Below are 14,330 nucleotides of genomic sequence, written 5' to 3' on the forward strand. Positions count from 1 at the left end.
AGCCACGCTCGGCGAGCGCGCAGCGCGGCCGGTGTCAGGCGCCAAGGGCCCGGACCGGAAAGCCGCCGAGCACGGCTCGGCGCTACCCTGCCGCGCGACGGCACTGGAACGCAAACAACAAACGCCGGATCGCACCGGTTGCGCCGAGCCACGCTCGGCGAGCGCGCAGCGCGGCCGGTATCAGGCGCCAAGGTCCCGGACCGGACAGCCGCCGAGCAAGGCTCGGCGTTACAGCCGCACCAGCAGATGCTTTGCCAGCGTGCCGTGCAGACGCCCCACGCCGCGTGCCAGATGCAGCGTGGCAAACAGCAACAGCACACCGACGACTGCGAGGACCGGCGTGGCCCATGCGCCCTCCAACAGGGGCAGGCCTTGGATCGTCAAGCCGGAATAATCGCCCGGCACCAACGCCGCTACCGGTGACCAGATGAAGGCCAGCGACACCGCCAGCAGCGTAGTGGCCACGGTGAAATACACGATGCCCAGCGGCAGCATCAACACGAAGTACAGCAAGGTCAGCCACGTGCGCCCGTCGGTGAACATGTCACCGATCCGCTGCAGCCAGCTGCGGCTGCGGTCGCTGTAACGCGGGCGCCGCGGCATGCGCTCGCCCAGCAGCGCCTCTACCAACCGTCCTTCCAGCAACGCCAGGCCGCGAACCGAGCCGAAGAACAGCACGGCGACCGGAATGCCGATGATCAGGATCAGCAGCCCCACCGACAACGACAGCCCGGTGACCAACCACGTAAAGAAGAACGTGCCCGTGGCCAGCGAGAGCAGCATGTAGAGCAGCGCGCCGTAGGTGTGCGGATCCACCACGACGCCGAAGAAGCGCGCAGCGAGCGAACGCGACGGCGGCGGCGACGGGTCACCGTCCCGGCCATTCGGCGGGGTGATGCTGGCTGCCGGCGTAACCGAAGGCGCGACCTGCGCAGCCACCACCCGGGTACCGAGCGGCGTACTGGGCGTACGCAGCGCACGGCTGACGGTGATCTCCGTTTCGCGGTAGATATCGGCCACTTCTTCCGGCGCACCGTAGCTGCCGGCGACGTCGGCGATCACCTCCGCTTCGCTGCGGCCCGGCTGTGCAGCCAGCTCCGAACGCAGGTATTCCTCGGCGTCATACAACGCGTCCTGCACCATCGCCGGGTCGGCGCCTCGCAGTGCTGCGCGCAACTGCACCAGGTAGTCGGGAATGGTCGCTGGCAGGGTCCTGCCCAGGGTGTGTTCAGTGTTCATTGCAGTACGCCCTCCAGTACGGAATCGACGGAATCGCGGGTGGCACGCCATGCCTGGATCCATTGCTCCAGCACGGCGCGTCCCTGCTCGTTCATGCGGTAGTAGCGACGCGGTGGTCCACTGCTGGACGGCTCCACGTGACTTTCCAGCAACCCGGCGCCTTCCAGATTGCGCAGCACCGGGTACAGGGCGCTCTGCTTGCCACTCAGCACGCCCTCGCCCACCTGCTCCAGCTCCTTGGCGATCAGGTAGCCGTACAACGGCTCCGGTGCCTTGGCCAACACGGCCATCAGCGCCAGCGATACGGTCCCCGCACTGAGCTCCTTCTGGAACTTCTTCAGCTGGATCTCTTCGTCGACCATGGCGGCTGCTCCACTACGTTGAAGTGAACAGTAGTGTGAAGTTCGGAGTAGTGAAAGGTGTCATTGGTCACGGTGTCCTTTTGCGTTCGCTGTCGGCGCCGGGCTGTCGATGGCCTGCGGCGCCCCGGGGGGTAGAGCCGGCTTCAGCCGGCTGGCGGTTGGAGCAGCCGACTGAAGTCGGCTCTACCGCATGGCGTTTACCCCACGGCGTTTGCCCGACAGCGTTTACCCCATGGCGTTTCCCCGATGGCTTTTACCGATGGCATTACCCGTCGGCTGTGCGCTGCGCAGGTCTGATGGCAGAATCGAAGGCTCCTCGTCAAAAGGCTCGTCATGGATCGTCGCCCTGTTCAGTTGGCTCTTGGCCTTGCGCTTGCAGCGTGTGCGCTCGCCTCCTTGGCCACTGCCGCCACGCCGTACCGCAGCCCGCAGCAGATCCTCGACGCGGCCCCGGCGAGTGACTGGCGCACGCCGGACCCGGCCAACCTGCTGTACATGGATCTGCCGACGGGACGGGTAATCCTTGAACTGGCGCCGCAATTCGCCCCGCGCCACGTCGCCAATATCCAGACCCTCGCCCATGAGGCGTTCTGGAACGGCACCAGCATCTACCGCGCGCAGGACAACTTCGTGGTGCAGTTCGGCGATGCAGACGCGGATGATGCGGGGAAAGCCAAGCCGCTCGGATCGGCCGCACGCAAGCTCCCCGCCGAGTTCGAGCGCCCCAGTGCCGGGCTGACCTTCAACGCGCTGCCTGACCGCGATGGCTGGGCGGCACGTACGGGGTTCGTCGATGGCTTCGCGACTGGCGCGGACCCCAAGGCGGGGAAGGCATGGCTTGCGCATTGCTACGGCGCACTGGGTGCAGGCCGCAACAACGACGAAGACAGCAGCATCGGTGCGGAGCTGTACGTCGTCACCGGCCAGTCGCCACGCCAACTGGATCGCAACATCACCGTCGTGGGGCGCGTGCTGAAGGGCATGGAACTGCTGAGCGCACTGCCTCGCGGCCCGGCGCCGATGGGCTTCTACGCGGATGCGGCGCAGCGTACGCCGATCATCTCGATACGCCGCGTCAGCGAGGTGCCTGAAGCAGAGCGCACGCCGATCCAGGTCCTGCGTACCGAGTCGAAGACGTTTGCGGCGACGGTGGAAGCGCGCCGCAACCGCGTGGACGATTTCTACAAGCGTCCAGCCGGCCATATCGACCTCTGCAACATCCCGGTGCCGGTACGGTAACCCCACCGGCGGGGCTGGACGGGGTCACGGGTAGAGCCGACTTCAGTCGGCTGCGTGGCGTTCCGCGCCGACGGAAGAACCGACTTCAGTCGGCTGCATGGTCTGTGCAGCCGACTGAAGTCGGCTCTACCCGTCGGCGCTACCGTCCTGCATGCGCCACCCTCACCCGCTTTTTTCCATCTGCTGGCTAGGCTGGGTGCCTGCATTCAATGAGGAAACGCCCCATGGCCATGTTGCGACTGCGAATCACCGGTAGCGAAGACGATGCACGTGCCATCAGCGATCTGCTGCTCGGTATCGAAGGCATCGAGCATGTCGAAGAAACCGACGACCTGATGCCGAAGATGGACGACGATGATTCCAGCTCGGCCGGCCTGTCCGACGACATGGGCCCCGGCAGCCACGAACTGGAGGTCGAGGTAGGCAATGAGGCCACCGCGCAGAAAGTGCGCGATGCCGTGCAGGAGCTCGCGTTGGAGCTCGATGTGTTCGTCGAGTACGAAACCGACGAAGGTTGATCCGGGGCAAGGGGCGCCAAGCTCGGCTTGGCGCTCCCTCCGGGCTTCCGGCGGTCAGGCCTTCCGGCGTCGGCGCCAACGCCACAGGCGCACGCCGATCCACCCCACCAGACCCAGCACCACCGCGACCGGCAGCAGCGCAGCCACGGCGCGGATAAGGAAGGCCACGCTGTTGGTCAGGATGGCGCCCGATTCACGCAACGCCTGGCCGATTTCGCTACGACTACGCTGCCCCGACGGTGTGTTGAACTGCATCGTCACCAGTTGCGTATCGATGCGCCTGCGCTGCTGCGCCGCATCCTTGTTCGCCTGTTCGACACCCGCCTCGATCTCCGACAGACGCTGCGTGATCACCAGCAAGTCCGCCAACTTGATGTCCTTGCTGTCCTGGTAAGCGAGCAACCGCTCATGCTCTTTCTGCAGACGCGCCTTGGCCAGCGCGGTATCGGCGACCTGCTGGGCAAGATCTTCTGCATGCGTATTGCGTGAGGACACCTCGCCGCCCTGCCCCGCCAGGCCGATGATCGGCTCCACGCCCTTCGGCGCGATGCGGACACGGATGGAGCCGGTCGGATAGTCCCCCCCCTGCTGCCCCACCTGCAGCACAGCACAGTCGCCGAAGCGCGCGGATTGGCACGCGTCGGCGATCTGCTTCACGCGCGGACCGATCTGCATCGCCTCCAGGCGGATGTCCAGATCGTGCTCGTAGGCCAGTGATGCGCCTTCGGGAGAAGCCACGGCGCCCGCGCCAGCGCCGCCGGCATCGGCCATCCCCGGCTTGCCACACCCGGCGAGCATCAGCGCGAACAATGCCGCACCGATACCCAAGCCACGTCGCGTTACAGGAAGGCTCACGCATCGGCTCCATTGAAGGCGGTGACTGACAGGCCATCCAGCGCAAGACCCGGCAGGCAACGCACGTTCACCGCCGCCATGGCCTGACCGCTGCGCGGATCGACCCCTTCGCTGAACGGCGCGATGCCGCAGTGGGCGCAATGGTGATGATGCAGGTGGTGCTTGTTGAACTGGTAGGTCGCCAGCTGCGCCGGATCGCTGGACAGCACCAGCGCGTCACGGGCGGCGAACCACAGCAGGCCGCCGCGCCGACGGCACAGCGAACAGTTGCAGTCGATGACATCGGTGATCGGCGCTTCAGCCTGCACGGTGAACGCAATCCGGCCGCAATGGCAACTTCCTTCGTACTGCATGACACACCTCCGCACGGGAATGCGACGATGGTAATCCTTTGGCACGCAGACAGCGCACCGGGGCCAGCCTATGCTTGGGCATTGACCCGAATACAGGATTGCCGATGCGCCCGCATCTTCTTGCCCTCGCCCTGATCGCCGCCCTTGGTGGCTGCCAGCAGACCGACGCTCCCTCTGCCAGCACGCCCGCCGCCGCCCAGGCAGGGGCGGCCACCGCCGATGCGGCCTTCGCCGACCTGTCCAAGCGCGCCCTGGACAGCTGGATGCAGCGGTCACCGGTCGGTGCCACGCAGATCGGTGACCACCGGTTCGACAGCGAGATCGATGACCTCAGCGCCGCGGGCCAGCAGAAAACGCTCGCCGCCTACAAGGGCCTGCTCGCCGAGTTGGACACGATGGACGTGGCCAAGCTGGGCCGCGAGAACCAGGTGGATGCGGCAATCCTGCGCAACCAGTTGCAGTCCGATATCTGGAATGCGGAAGTTCTGCAGTCGTCCAAGTGGGACCCGCAGATGTACAACGGTCTGGCCGGCAGCGCGATTTACGGCCTGATGGCACGTGAGTTCGCCCCGCTGCCAGAGCGCCTGAAGTCGGCCACCGCGCGCATGGAAAAGATCCCGGCGATCTTCGCCCAGGCCCGCGAGAACCTCGATCCGGCCCGCGTGCCGAAGATCCATGCTGAAACGGTGGCCAAGCAGAACCGCGGCATCCTCAGCATCGTCGATACCTTCATCACCCCGCACATCGGCGAACTGCCGCAAGCCGACCAGCAGCGCCTGCAGGCGGCCATCGATGGGTTGAAGAAGGCCGTGGACGAGCAGCAGCAGTGGCTGGACAAGACGCTGGTGCCCAACGCCAAGGGTGAGTTCCGCGTGGGTGCTGCGCTGTACGACCAGAAGCTGAAGTTTGCGCTGAACTCGTCGCTGTCGCGGCAGGAGATCGGCGAGCGTGCGCGTGCCGAGCTCAAGCGCGTGCGCCAGGACATGTATGGCATCGCCCAGACCGTGCTGAAGGACAAGCCCGGCGCGCCGCAGATGCCGGCCAACCCGAGCGACGAGCAGCAGCAGAAAGCCATCGAAGCCGCGCTGGAACTTGCCTATGCGGACAAGCCGGCGCGCGACAAGGTGGTAGACGATGCCAAGGCGGCGCTGGACCAGTCCACTGCGTTCGTCCGCGAGCATGACCTGATGACCCTGCCCGACGCGCCGGTGGACATCATCCTGATGCCGGAGTTCCAGCGCGGCGTGGCGGTGGCCTACTGCGATTCACCGGGTCCGCTGGACAAGAACCTGAAGACGTTCTACGCCGTGTCGCCGATCCCGGACGACTGGGACCAGAAGCAGGTCGACTCGTTCCTGCGTGAATACAACTCACGCATGATCCACCTGCTGAGCATCCACGAAGGCACCCCGGGCCACTACCTCGAAGGCTGGCATTCGGCCAAGTTCCCATCGACCCTGCGCGCGGTGCTGCGTTCGGGCCTGTTCGCAGAAGGCTGGGCGGTCTACACCGAACGCATGATGCAGGAACAGGGCTATCTGGATAACGACCCGCTGTTCCACCTGGTGCAGCTGAAGTTCTACCTGCGCACGATTTCCAACGCGATCCTCGATCAGGGCGTGCACGTGGACAACTGGACGCGCGAACAGGCGATGCACCTGATGACCCACGATGCCTTCCAGCAGGACAGCGAAGCATCGGGCAAGTGGGTGCGCGCTCAGTTGACGTCGGCGCAGCTGCCGACCTACTTCGTCGGCGCGCAGGAGCACTTCGACACCCGCAAGGCCGCGCAGGAAAAACTGGGCGACCAGTTCAACCTGAAGGCGTACCACGACAAGATGCTGTCCTACGGCGCGCCGCCGGTGCGCTTCGCGCGCCAGCTGATGCTGGACCAGCCGATCGAGTAACGCCAACCGAAGTCGCGGACGGAATGCGCCGAGCCATGCTCGGCGCAACCCTTTCAGCCCTCGGCGGCAACAAAGCCGCCGGTCTGCCGTGCCCACAACCGCGCATACAGGCCACCGGCCTCCACCAGCTCTGCGTGCGTGCCCGTTTCAACGATCCGGCCCTGGTCCATCACCACCAGCCTGTCCATCCGGGCGATGGTCGACAGGCGGTGCGCGATGGCGATCACCGTCTTGCCCGCCATCAGCTCGTCCAGGTTGTCCTGGATCGCGGCTTCCACTTCCGAATCCAATGCCGACGTTGCCTCGTCCAGCACCAGGATGGGCGCGTCCTTCAGCAACACGCGGGCAATGGCGATGCGCTGGCGCTGGCCACCGGACAGTTTGACGCCGCGCTCGCCCACCAGCGCGTCATACCCCTTGCGCCCCTGCGCATCCACCAACGACTCGATGAAGCCATCGGCACGCGCCTTCGCCACCGCCGCGCGCACCGCGTCGTCGGTCGCCTCGGGCCGGCCATACAGCAGATTGTCGCGGATCGAACGATGCAGCAGCGACGTATCCTGGGTGACCACGCCGATCTGTCCACGCAGGCTCTCCTGTGTCACCGAGGCGATGTCCTGGCCGTCGATGACGATGCGCCCGCTTTCCAGGTCATACAGCCGCAGCAGCACGTTGACCAGTGTCGACTTGCCCGCACCCGACGGTCCGACCAGACCAATCTTCTCGCCCGGCTTCACCTGCAGGTCCAACCCGTCGATCACGCCCCCACGCTTGCCATAGTGGAAGTGGATGTTCTGGAAATGCACGCCGCCCGCACTCACGGTGAGCGCGGGCGCGTCATCGCGATCCTGCACGGTCAGCGGTTGGGAGATCGTGGTGATGCCGTCCTGCACCGTGCCGATGTCTTCGAAGATGCCGTTGATGGTCCACATGATCCAGCCGGACATGTTGTGGATGCGGATCACCAGACCGGTGGCCAGGGTGATCGCACCGACTGTGATCAGCCCGTCGTTCCACAGCCACAACGCCAGTCCGCAGGTGCCGGCAATCAGGAAGCCGTTGACGATGGCGATGGTCAGGTCCATGCCACTGGTGATGCGCGTCTGCCGACGGTGCTTGACCGCCAGTTCTTCGATTGCCTCTGCCACGTACGCTTGCTCGCGCCCCCCGTGGGCGAACAGCTTCAGCGTCGGAATATTGGTATAGCCATCCACGATGCGGCCCATTGCCTTGGATCGCGCTTCCGATGCGATCCATGCGCGCTCCTTCGCACGCGGCACGAAGTACACCATGATCACCGCGTAGGCCAGCATCCACAGCAGCAGCGGAATCATCAGCCGCCAGTCGGCCTGCGCGAACAGGAACAGCGCGGTGCCGGTGTAGACCACGATGTACCAGAGCGAGTCGACCATCTGCACCGCCGATTCGCGCAGCGAAGTGCCCGTCTGCATCACCCGGTTGGCCATGCTGCCGGCGAAATCATTCTGGAAGAACGTCAGGCTCTGCCGCACGACGTAGTTGTGCATCAGCCAACGGGAGCGGTTGCTCAGGCCCGGCACGATCGCCTGGTTGACCAGCAGGTTGTGCAGGCCCACCAGCACCGGACGGGCGATGACACACACCACCACCATCCAGATCAGATCCTGCGCATGGCGCTGGAAGAATCCCGCGCCGGGCTGCTCGGCCACCATGTCGACGATGCGGCCGAGGAAGTCGAACATCGCCACTTCCACCAGCGCCAGCAGCAGACCGGCGATCAGCGTGGCCAGCAGCACCGGCCATACCGGACGCAGATAGAACAGATAGAACTTCACCACGCTGCGCGGCGGCGTGCGCTTGTCCACCGGCGGAAACACCGGGATCAGGGATTCAAACCAGCGGAACATCACAGTCGCTCACAGCACGGGAACCCGCTGATTATCCCACCAAGCGCGTGCCCGGTAGTGACGGCCGCCGGGCCCGTCACCCCCGGGTGCGCATCACCCTTGCGGCACGAACAGCAGATCCTGGAAGTCGAAGCTGAAGTCGGTCAGCTCGGATATCGCCTGCATGCGCACATCGCGCACCTTTCCATCCGGATCCAGGCTGAAGTTCACGAACGCGTCGGCATTGAGCGAACGATCATCCCAGCGCACGATGAACGTGTCGTACTGCCAATGTTCCAACGTGCCGACCAGCTGCGGCGTCTTGTCGAACTGCAGGCGCAGCACCTTGCCGTTGCGTGAGATGTGCATGTCGCCATACCAGCTGTCCCGGTAGGTAGCGGCGTAGGCGTCCAGCGGTAGCGATGGCCGGCTGGTCCGATCACGCGCGGCCTGGTGCTTCGCCCACGCCTCGTCCGCCTTGCCGCGTCCCTTGTCCACGGCCTTGCCGTAGGCATCCACCCAGTCATGCCCGCTGCGTCCCAGGTACGCATCCAGCACGCTCAGGGTAATCGCGTTGAAGGCCGCACCCACTTCTTGATTGGTCAGTACGACCACGCCCAGATTCGCCTCGGGCACCAAGGTCACCCGCGAGACCATGCCGGGCCATCCCCCGGTATGCCAGACCAGTTTCTTTCCCTGGTAATCGCTCAGACTCCAGCCCTCGCCATAGCCGGCGAAGTTCGGTCGCGCCGGCAGCAGCTCCGGCACCGTCGGTTCGGCGACCACCTGCGGGGTGATCATCTGCCACATCTGCTGCTGGCTTTTCGCGCTGAACAGCGCGGTGCCATCGGGCAGCGTGCCGTGCGCCAACTGCACCTGCATCCAGCGCGCCATGTCGTGCACGTTGGAATAGATACCGCCTGCGCCGGCATTGTTCTGCCACGTCAACGGCGCGACCGTGCGCAGATCGGTGAAGTCGAACTTTGCGTGGCCCACCGCAGCCTGGTCCCCCGCGTGCAGGTGGTCCGCGTTGTACCGCGTGCCGGCCATGCCGACCTTGTCGAAAATACGCTGCTGCAGGAAGGCCTGGTAAGACTGGCCGGATACTTTTTCAATCACCTGCTGCGCCACTGCGTAGAGGATGTTGTCGTAGGCATAGCGCTCACGGAAGCCTCCCTTCAACGGCACCTTGCCCAGGCGTTCCACGACGTCGGCATTGCGGTACGTGGTAGTCGGCCAGAACAGCAGGTCCCCCGCGCCCAGGCTCAGCCCGCTGCGGTGCGACAACAGATCGCGCACGGTCATCTGGCTGGTCACGAAGGGATCGGACATACGGAAGGCCGGCAGGTGCTCGGTCACCTTGTCGTCCATCTTCAGCTTGCCCTCTTCGGCCAGCAGGTTCAGCGAGAGCGCGGTGAACGCCTTGGTGTTGGACGCGATGGCGAACAGCGTGTCGGCCTGCACCGGCTCAGGGCGGCCCTGCTCGCGCACGCCCCAACCACGCTCCAGGACGATCTTCCCGTCCTTCACCACGGCCACGGCAATGCCCGGCACGTCGAAGCGCTCGCGTACGCGCTCCACGATGGCATCCAGGTCCTGCAGGGGCGGCGGACTTGCCGCACCTGCCAACGTCGCACACGCCATCAGCATCACGCCTCCAATCAAACGCATCATCACGCACAGTCTCCAGACGGGAGTGGCGGCACCGTGCAGGGCCGCCGGGATTTCTCAGGATGGTAACGGCGCACAGCGCAGCCTTCCTGTGCCAAAGGAGGGTGCCATGCCAGACCATGCACAGGCCACTGCCGGTTCGACCATCATTCCCTGCCTGCGCTACCGCGATGCGCCGGCAGCCATCGCCTGGCTGCAGCGCGCGTTCGGTTTCCAGGCACAGGCCGTCTTCGCCGACGGCGCTACGGTGCACCACGCGCAGCTGGTCTACGGCGGGGGCATGCTCATGCTGGCCTCGGCCGGCAATGAGGGGGAGTGGTCGCGTCAAGACGTGCATCCAGCCGACCTCGGCGGCCGTCAGACCCAGAGTGCCTGCGTGATCGTCAGCGACGTCGATGCGCACTTCACCCATGCGGTCGCCGCAGGTGCGCGGATCGTCATGGATCTGGCGAACCAACCCTACGGCGGGCGTGGCTATGCCTGTGCCGATCCGGAAGGCTACCTGTGGTGGTTTGGCAGCTATGACCCCTGGCACACGGATGCATCGCAGTGAGCGCCGCACCGATACGCTGTGGCATCGGCGGCTGGGTGTTCCCGGAATGGCGCGGCGGGATGTTCTATCCCGAAGGCCTGGTGCAGCGCGAAGAGCTGGCCTTCGCCAGCCAGGCCCTGCGCTGCATCGAAATCAACGGCACGTTCTACCGCACGCCCAGCCCTGCCCAATGCGCGCAATGGGCGGCGCAGACGCCGGAGGGCTTCCGCTTTTCAATGAAGGCACCGCGTTATCTGGTGCAGCGGCGGGACCTGTCCGGCGTGGCCGATGCCGCGCAGCCCTTCCTGCAGGCCGCACTCGCCCTGGGTGACCGGCTGGGCCCGCTGCTGTGGCAGTTCGCCCCGGATCATTCCGCTGACGCCGATGCGCTTGCGGCGTTCGTTGCCACGCTGCCCGCCTCGTTGCAGGGTGTGAAGCTGCAGCACGCCCTGGAAGTGCGCAACCCCGCTGCAGTGGATGCCGCGCTGATCACCGCGGCACGCCGGCACGATATCGCGTTGGTCATCGAAGACAGCGATGACGTCCCGCTGCACGGTGACCTGACCGCCGACTTCGCCTATGTCCGCATCAAACGCAGCCAGGCCCGCCTGAAGGCCGGCCTTCCCGCGCCGGCACAGCAGCGCTGGGTCGCAAGGGCGCAGGCCTGGGCAACTGGACGGCCCGTGGATGACCTGCCGTTGATTGCCGACGCAGCCGCTCAAGCACCGCGCGAGGTCTATCTGCTGTGCATCGGCGCGGCGAAGGCACGCAATCCTGCCGCCGCGATGGCCCTGCAACAGCGCTGCGACGCACGCTGACCCATCGCCGCAGGGCCCTGCTTGCCGCACAATATCGCGATGAGCAGCCCTGACACCCGCAAAGCCCTTTTCCAGATTCATTTCTGTGTACTGCTGTGGGGAATCACGGCCATCCTCGGCAAGCTGATCACCCTGCCGGCCCTGCCGCTGGTGTGGTGGCGCATGCTGCTGGTGGTGGCGATGCTGGCGCTGCTGCCGCGGGTATGGCGCGGGCTACGCACCCTGCCATGGCGGGTCGTGGCAGCCTATTCGGGCATCGGCGCGCTGGTCGCGCTGCACTGGCTGACGTTCTACGGGGCGGTGAAGCTGGCCAACGCGTCCGTTGCCGCTACCTGCATCGCACTGGCGCCGGTGTTCACCTCCATCATCGAACCCTGGGTGGCCAAACGCCCGTTCCAGGTCCGCGAACTCGTTTTCGGCATCGCGGTGCTGCCCGGCGTGGCACTGGTGGTCGGCGGCGTGCCGGAGGGCATGCGGGTGGGGGTACTGGTCGGGGCGATGTCGGCGGTACTGGTCGCCGTGTTCGGTTCGCTCAACAAGCGCATGGTCAGCCATGCCGACCCGCTTACCGTCACTGCACTGGAGCTGGGTGCGGGCACGCTGACCCTGACCCTGCTGGCCCCGCTGATGCCCTACCTGCTGCCTGCCTTGGCCAGCCCGCTGTGGGTAATGCCAGACCTGCATGACGGCCTGTTGCTGCTGCTGCTGGCGGGCGTCTGCACGCTGTTGCCGTTCGCCCTGGCCCTGGTGGCGCTGCGTCACCTCAGTGCGTACACCGTACAGCTGGTGACCAACCTGGAGCCGGTCTACGCGGTGATCCTCGCCGTGGTCCTGCTACGCGAACAACACGAAGTCGCCGGCTGGTTCTACGTCGGCGTCGCGGTGATCATCGGCGCGGTGTTCCTGCATCCCCTGCTCAACCGTCGCCGCCCCGTCCAGCACCCCGAGATCCTCGGTACCGCAGAAGCCCGCAACATCGCGGACTGAGGAAAAAAGGGGACGGAGGGGATTAAGTCGTTTTCGACCACAAAGGGGTCAAAAACGACTTAATCCCCTCCGTCCCCTTTTTTACGGGGCGGTCTCCACCCGGTTGCGGCCGGCGGCCTTGGCCCGGTACAGGGCGGCGTCGGCACGCTCGACCGTGTGGTCGGTGCTGTCGCCGCTGCGGTGTGCCGCTACGCCGATGCTGACCGTGACGGGGAAGCCCAATGGCAGGTCGGCCACTGCCGTGCGCAGGAACTCGCACTGCACTTCGGCCGTGCGCAGGTCGGTGTCCGGCAGCAGCACGACGAATTCCTCGCCGCCGTAGCGGGCTGCCAGGCCTGCCCCGGCGAAGTGGGAACGCAGCAGCGCACCCAGTTCGGACAGCACGCGATCGCCGGTGGCATGCCCCTGGAAATCGTTGATGCGCTTGAAGTGATCGATGTCGAGCAGGGCCACGCAGGTCTGCCGCGGCTGGCCATCGCGGGTGGTCACCGCCGCGTCCAACGCCAGTGCCATCGCACGCCGGTTCGGCAGGCCCGTCAAGGCGTCGGTGTGGCTCTGTTCGGCCAGGTCCGCGTTCTGCGCCAGCAGTACGTCGTGGTAGTCGCTGAGCAGTTTCTCGTAATCATCCCGCTCCAGCATGTGCTGCTGGATATCCAGCGCGAAGCGACGCAGCTCCATGACCACCATCACCTGGCGTGACAAGGCGGACAGGGCCTCGGCCTTGTCGGCGTCGAGCCGGTGCGGTTGCGGATCGAAGACGCACAGCGTACCCAGCGGCTGGCCATCGTTGCTGACCAGTGGCGCGCCGGCGTAGAACCGTACGCGAGGATCACCCGTCACGATCGGGTTGTCATGAAAGCGCGCGTCAAGCCGCGCGTCTTCGACCACCATGATTTCCTGCGGCCTCAGGATGGCGTGCCCGCACATGGACTCGTCACGCGACAGCTCGGACACTTGGGTGCCCTGGATCGACTTGAACCACTGCCGCTCGGCATCGATGAGGGTCACGGCCGCCATCGACGTGCCTGCCACCGCACGGGCGATGGTGACCAGGTCTTCGAAGGACTTTTCTTTTTCCGAGTCGAGGATGCGATAGCGTTGCAGCGCATCGAGACGCTGCGCTTCGTTGGCAGGCTTGGCGGGCTTGATCATCCAGCGCTCGGGGGATGGGACCGGGATCAAGTCTAGAGGAAAGCAGCAGGCCATGGACCCGCTGCTTCGCGGCGTGCTTCGCGGCGTTTACCAGTCCTGCTGGCCGGGCAGCAGGCCGCGCAGTTCCTGCTCGCTGAGGTTGCGCCATTGGCCGGGCTTGAGCGCACCGATCTTGATGTTGTCGATGCGTACGCGCCGCAGCTGCGTGACGCGGAAGCCAAAGTGCGCGGACATCAGCCGGATCTGTCGGTTGAGCCCCTGCTGCAGGGTGATGCGGAAACCGAACTTGGCCAGCTTTGAGGTCCGGCAGGGCAACGTGGTCTGGTCATGCAGCCGCACACCGCGGGCCATCCCGCGCAGGAACTCGTCGGTGACCGGCTTGTTGACGGCCACCAGGTATTCCTTCTGGTGGCCATTCTCGGCGCGCAGGATCTGGTTGACGATGTCACCGTTGCTGGTCATCAGGATCAGCCCTTCGGAATCCTTGTCCAGGCGCCCGATCGGGAAGATCCGCTGTTCGTGGCCGACGAACTCGACGATGTTGCCCTTTACCGAGCTTTCGGTGGTGCAGGTGATGCCGACCGGCTTGTTCAGCACGATGTAGACATGGCGACGGCCGCCGGGCTTGCTGGCCTGGCGCACGCGAAGCGGCTGCCCGTCGATGAGTATCTTGTCCTCTTCGCCAACCACCGCGCCCGTACCGGCAACGTGGCCATTGACAGTAACGCGGCGCTCGCTGAGCAGCCGGTCGGCCTCGCGGCGGGAGCAGAAGCCGGTTTCGGCGATATGTTTGTTCAGGCGGATGGTCATGCCCCCATTATCGGGCATTGTG

At 65.6% G+C, this 14,330-nt stretch carries 14 protein-coding genes; 6 read left to right on the top strand and 8 right to left on the bottom strand.

Going from position 1 to position 14,330, the window contains the following annotated elements; translation table 11 throughout:
* Positions 1-228 precede the first annotated feature (228 nt).
* On the bottom strand, positions 229-1,239 hold the full coding sequence (locus tag ABRP17_RS03270) for a sensor domain-containing protein (protein ID WP_349986635.1): 1,011 nt from the start codon (positions 1,237-1,239) through the stop codon (positions 229-231).
* Positions 1,236-1,601, bottom strand: a complete 366-nt coding sequence (locus ABRP17_RS03275; protein WP_349986634.1) for a PadR family transcriptional regulator — start codon at positions 1,599-1,601, stop codon at positions 1,236-1,238. The genes ABRP17_RS03270 and ABRP17_RS03275 overlap by 4 nt, the downstream gene beginning before the upstream one ends.
* 333 nt (positions 1,602-1,934) lie before the next feature.
* Between ABRP17_RS03275 and ABRP17_RS03280 the strand changes: the two genes are divergently transcribed.
* On the top strand, positions 1,935-2,840 hold the full coding sequence (locus ABRP17_RS03280) for a peptidylprolyl isomerase (RefSeq protein ID WP_349986633.1): 906 nt from the start codon (positions 1,935-1,937) through the stop codon (positions 2,838-2,840).
* A 224-nt stretch (positions 2,841-3,064) separates the two neighbouring features.
* Positions 3,065-3,358, top strand: coding sequence for a hypothetical protein (locus ABRP17_RS03285; RefSeq protein WP_188324592.1), 294 nt, complete (start codon positions 3,065-3,067; stop codon positions 3,356-3,358).
* Between the two features lie 54 nt (positions 3,359-3,412).
* On the opposite strand, the gene ABRP17_RS03290 is transcribed toward ABRP17_RS03285, so the two are convergent.
* Positions 3,413-4,156 (bottom strand): DUF4349 domain-containing protein, encoded by a 744-nt coding sequence (locus tag ABRP17_RS03290; RefSeq protein ID WP_349986637.1) that lies wholly within the window; start codon positions 4,154-4,156, stop codon positions 3,413-3,415.
* 53 nt (positions 4,157-4,209) lie between these two features.
* On the bottom strand, positions 4,210-4,566 hold the full coding sequence (locus ABRP17_RS03295) for a GFA family protein (RefSeq protein ID WP_188324593.1): 357 nt from the start codon (positions 4,564-4,566) through the stop codon (positions 4,210-4,212).
* 104 nt (positions 4,567-4,670) lie between these two features.
* On the opposite strand from ABRP17_RS03295, the gene ABRP17_RS03300 reads away from it, so the two are divergent.
* Positions 4,671-6,473 carry a DUF885 domain-containing protein gene (locus tag ABRP17_RS03300; RefSeq protein ID WP_349986631.1) on the top strand — a complete coding sequence of 601 codons (1,803 nt, stop codon included), beginning with the start codon at positions 4,671-4,673 and terminating at the stop codon, positions 6,471-6,473.
* 53 nt (positions 6,474-6,526) lie between these two features.
* Here ABRP17_RS03300 and smrA read toward each other — a convergent pair whose 3' ends face one another.
* Positions 6,527-8,359, bottom strand: a complete 1,833-nt coding sequence (gene smrA / locus ABRP17_RS03305) for a multidrug efflux ABC transporter SmrA (protein ID WP_192095755.1) — start codon at positions 8,357-8,359, stop codon at positions 6,527-6,529.
* 93 nt (positions 8,360-8,452) lie between these two features.
* The gene (locus ABRP17_RS03310) at positions 8,453-10,012 is read right to left on the bottom strand and encodes a serine hydrolase (RefSeq protein ID WP_349986630.1); all 1,560 of its coding nucleotides are present in this window, start codon (positions 10,010-10,012) and stop codon (positions 8,453-8,455) included.
* 106 nt (positions 10,013-10,118) lie between these two features.
* Here ABRP17_RS03310 and ABRP17_RS03315 point away from each other — a divergent pair, with 106 nt between their 5' ends.
* The 3 genes from ABRP17_RS03315 to ABRP17_RS03325 are packed head-to-tail and all read left to right on the top strand — an operon-like array spanning position 10,119 to position 12,346.
* Positions 10,119-10,562: a VOC family protein gene (locus ABRP17_RS03315; RefSeq protein ID WP_349986629.1), complete on the top strand. Its 444-nt coding sequence runs from the start codon at positions 10,119-10,121 to the stop codon at positions 10,560-10,562.
* Positions 10,559-11,359: a DUF72 domain-containing protein gene (locus ABRP17_RS03320; protein WP_349986628.1), complete on the top strand. Its 801-nt coding sequence runs from the start codon at positions 10,559-10,561 to the stop codon at positions 11,357-11,359. Before ABRP17_RS03315 ends, ABRP17_RS03320 begins: the two co-directional genes overlap by 4 nt.
* A 39-nt stretch (positions 11,360-11,398) precedes the next feature.
* A complete protein-coding gene (locus ABRP17_RS03325; protein WP_188324598.1) occupies positions 11,399-12,346 on the top strand; it encodes a DMT family transporter in 948 nt (315 codons plus the stop codon).
* 81 nt (positions 12,347-12,427) lie between these two features.
* On the opposite strand, the gene ABRP17_RS03330 is transcribed toward ABRP17_RS03325, so the two are convergent.
* Together ABRP17_RS03330 and ABRP17_RS03335 are read right to left on the bottom strand one after the other, a co-directional pair.
* On the bottom strand, positions 12,428-13,498 hold the full coding sequence (locus tag ABRP17_RS03330) for a sensor domain-containing diguanylate cyclase (protein ID WP_349986704.1): 1,071 nt from the start codon (positions 13,496-13,498) through the stop codon (positions 12,428-12,430).
* 87 nt (positions 13,499-13,585) lie between these two features.
* Positions 13,586-14,308, bottom strand: a complete 723-nt coding sequence (locus tag ABRP17_RS03335; RefSeq protein ID WP_188324600.1) for a pseudouridine synthase — start codon at positions 14,306-14,308, stop codon at positions 13,586-13,588.
* Between the last annotated feature and the right edge of the window lie 22 nt (positions 14,309-14,330).

The organism is Stenotrophomonas sp. WHRI 8082 (assembly GCF_040223995.2).
GTDB lineage: Bacteria > Pseudomonadota > Gammaproteobacteria > Xanthomonadales > Xanthomonadaceae > Stenotrophomonas.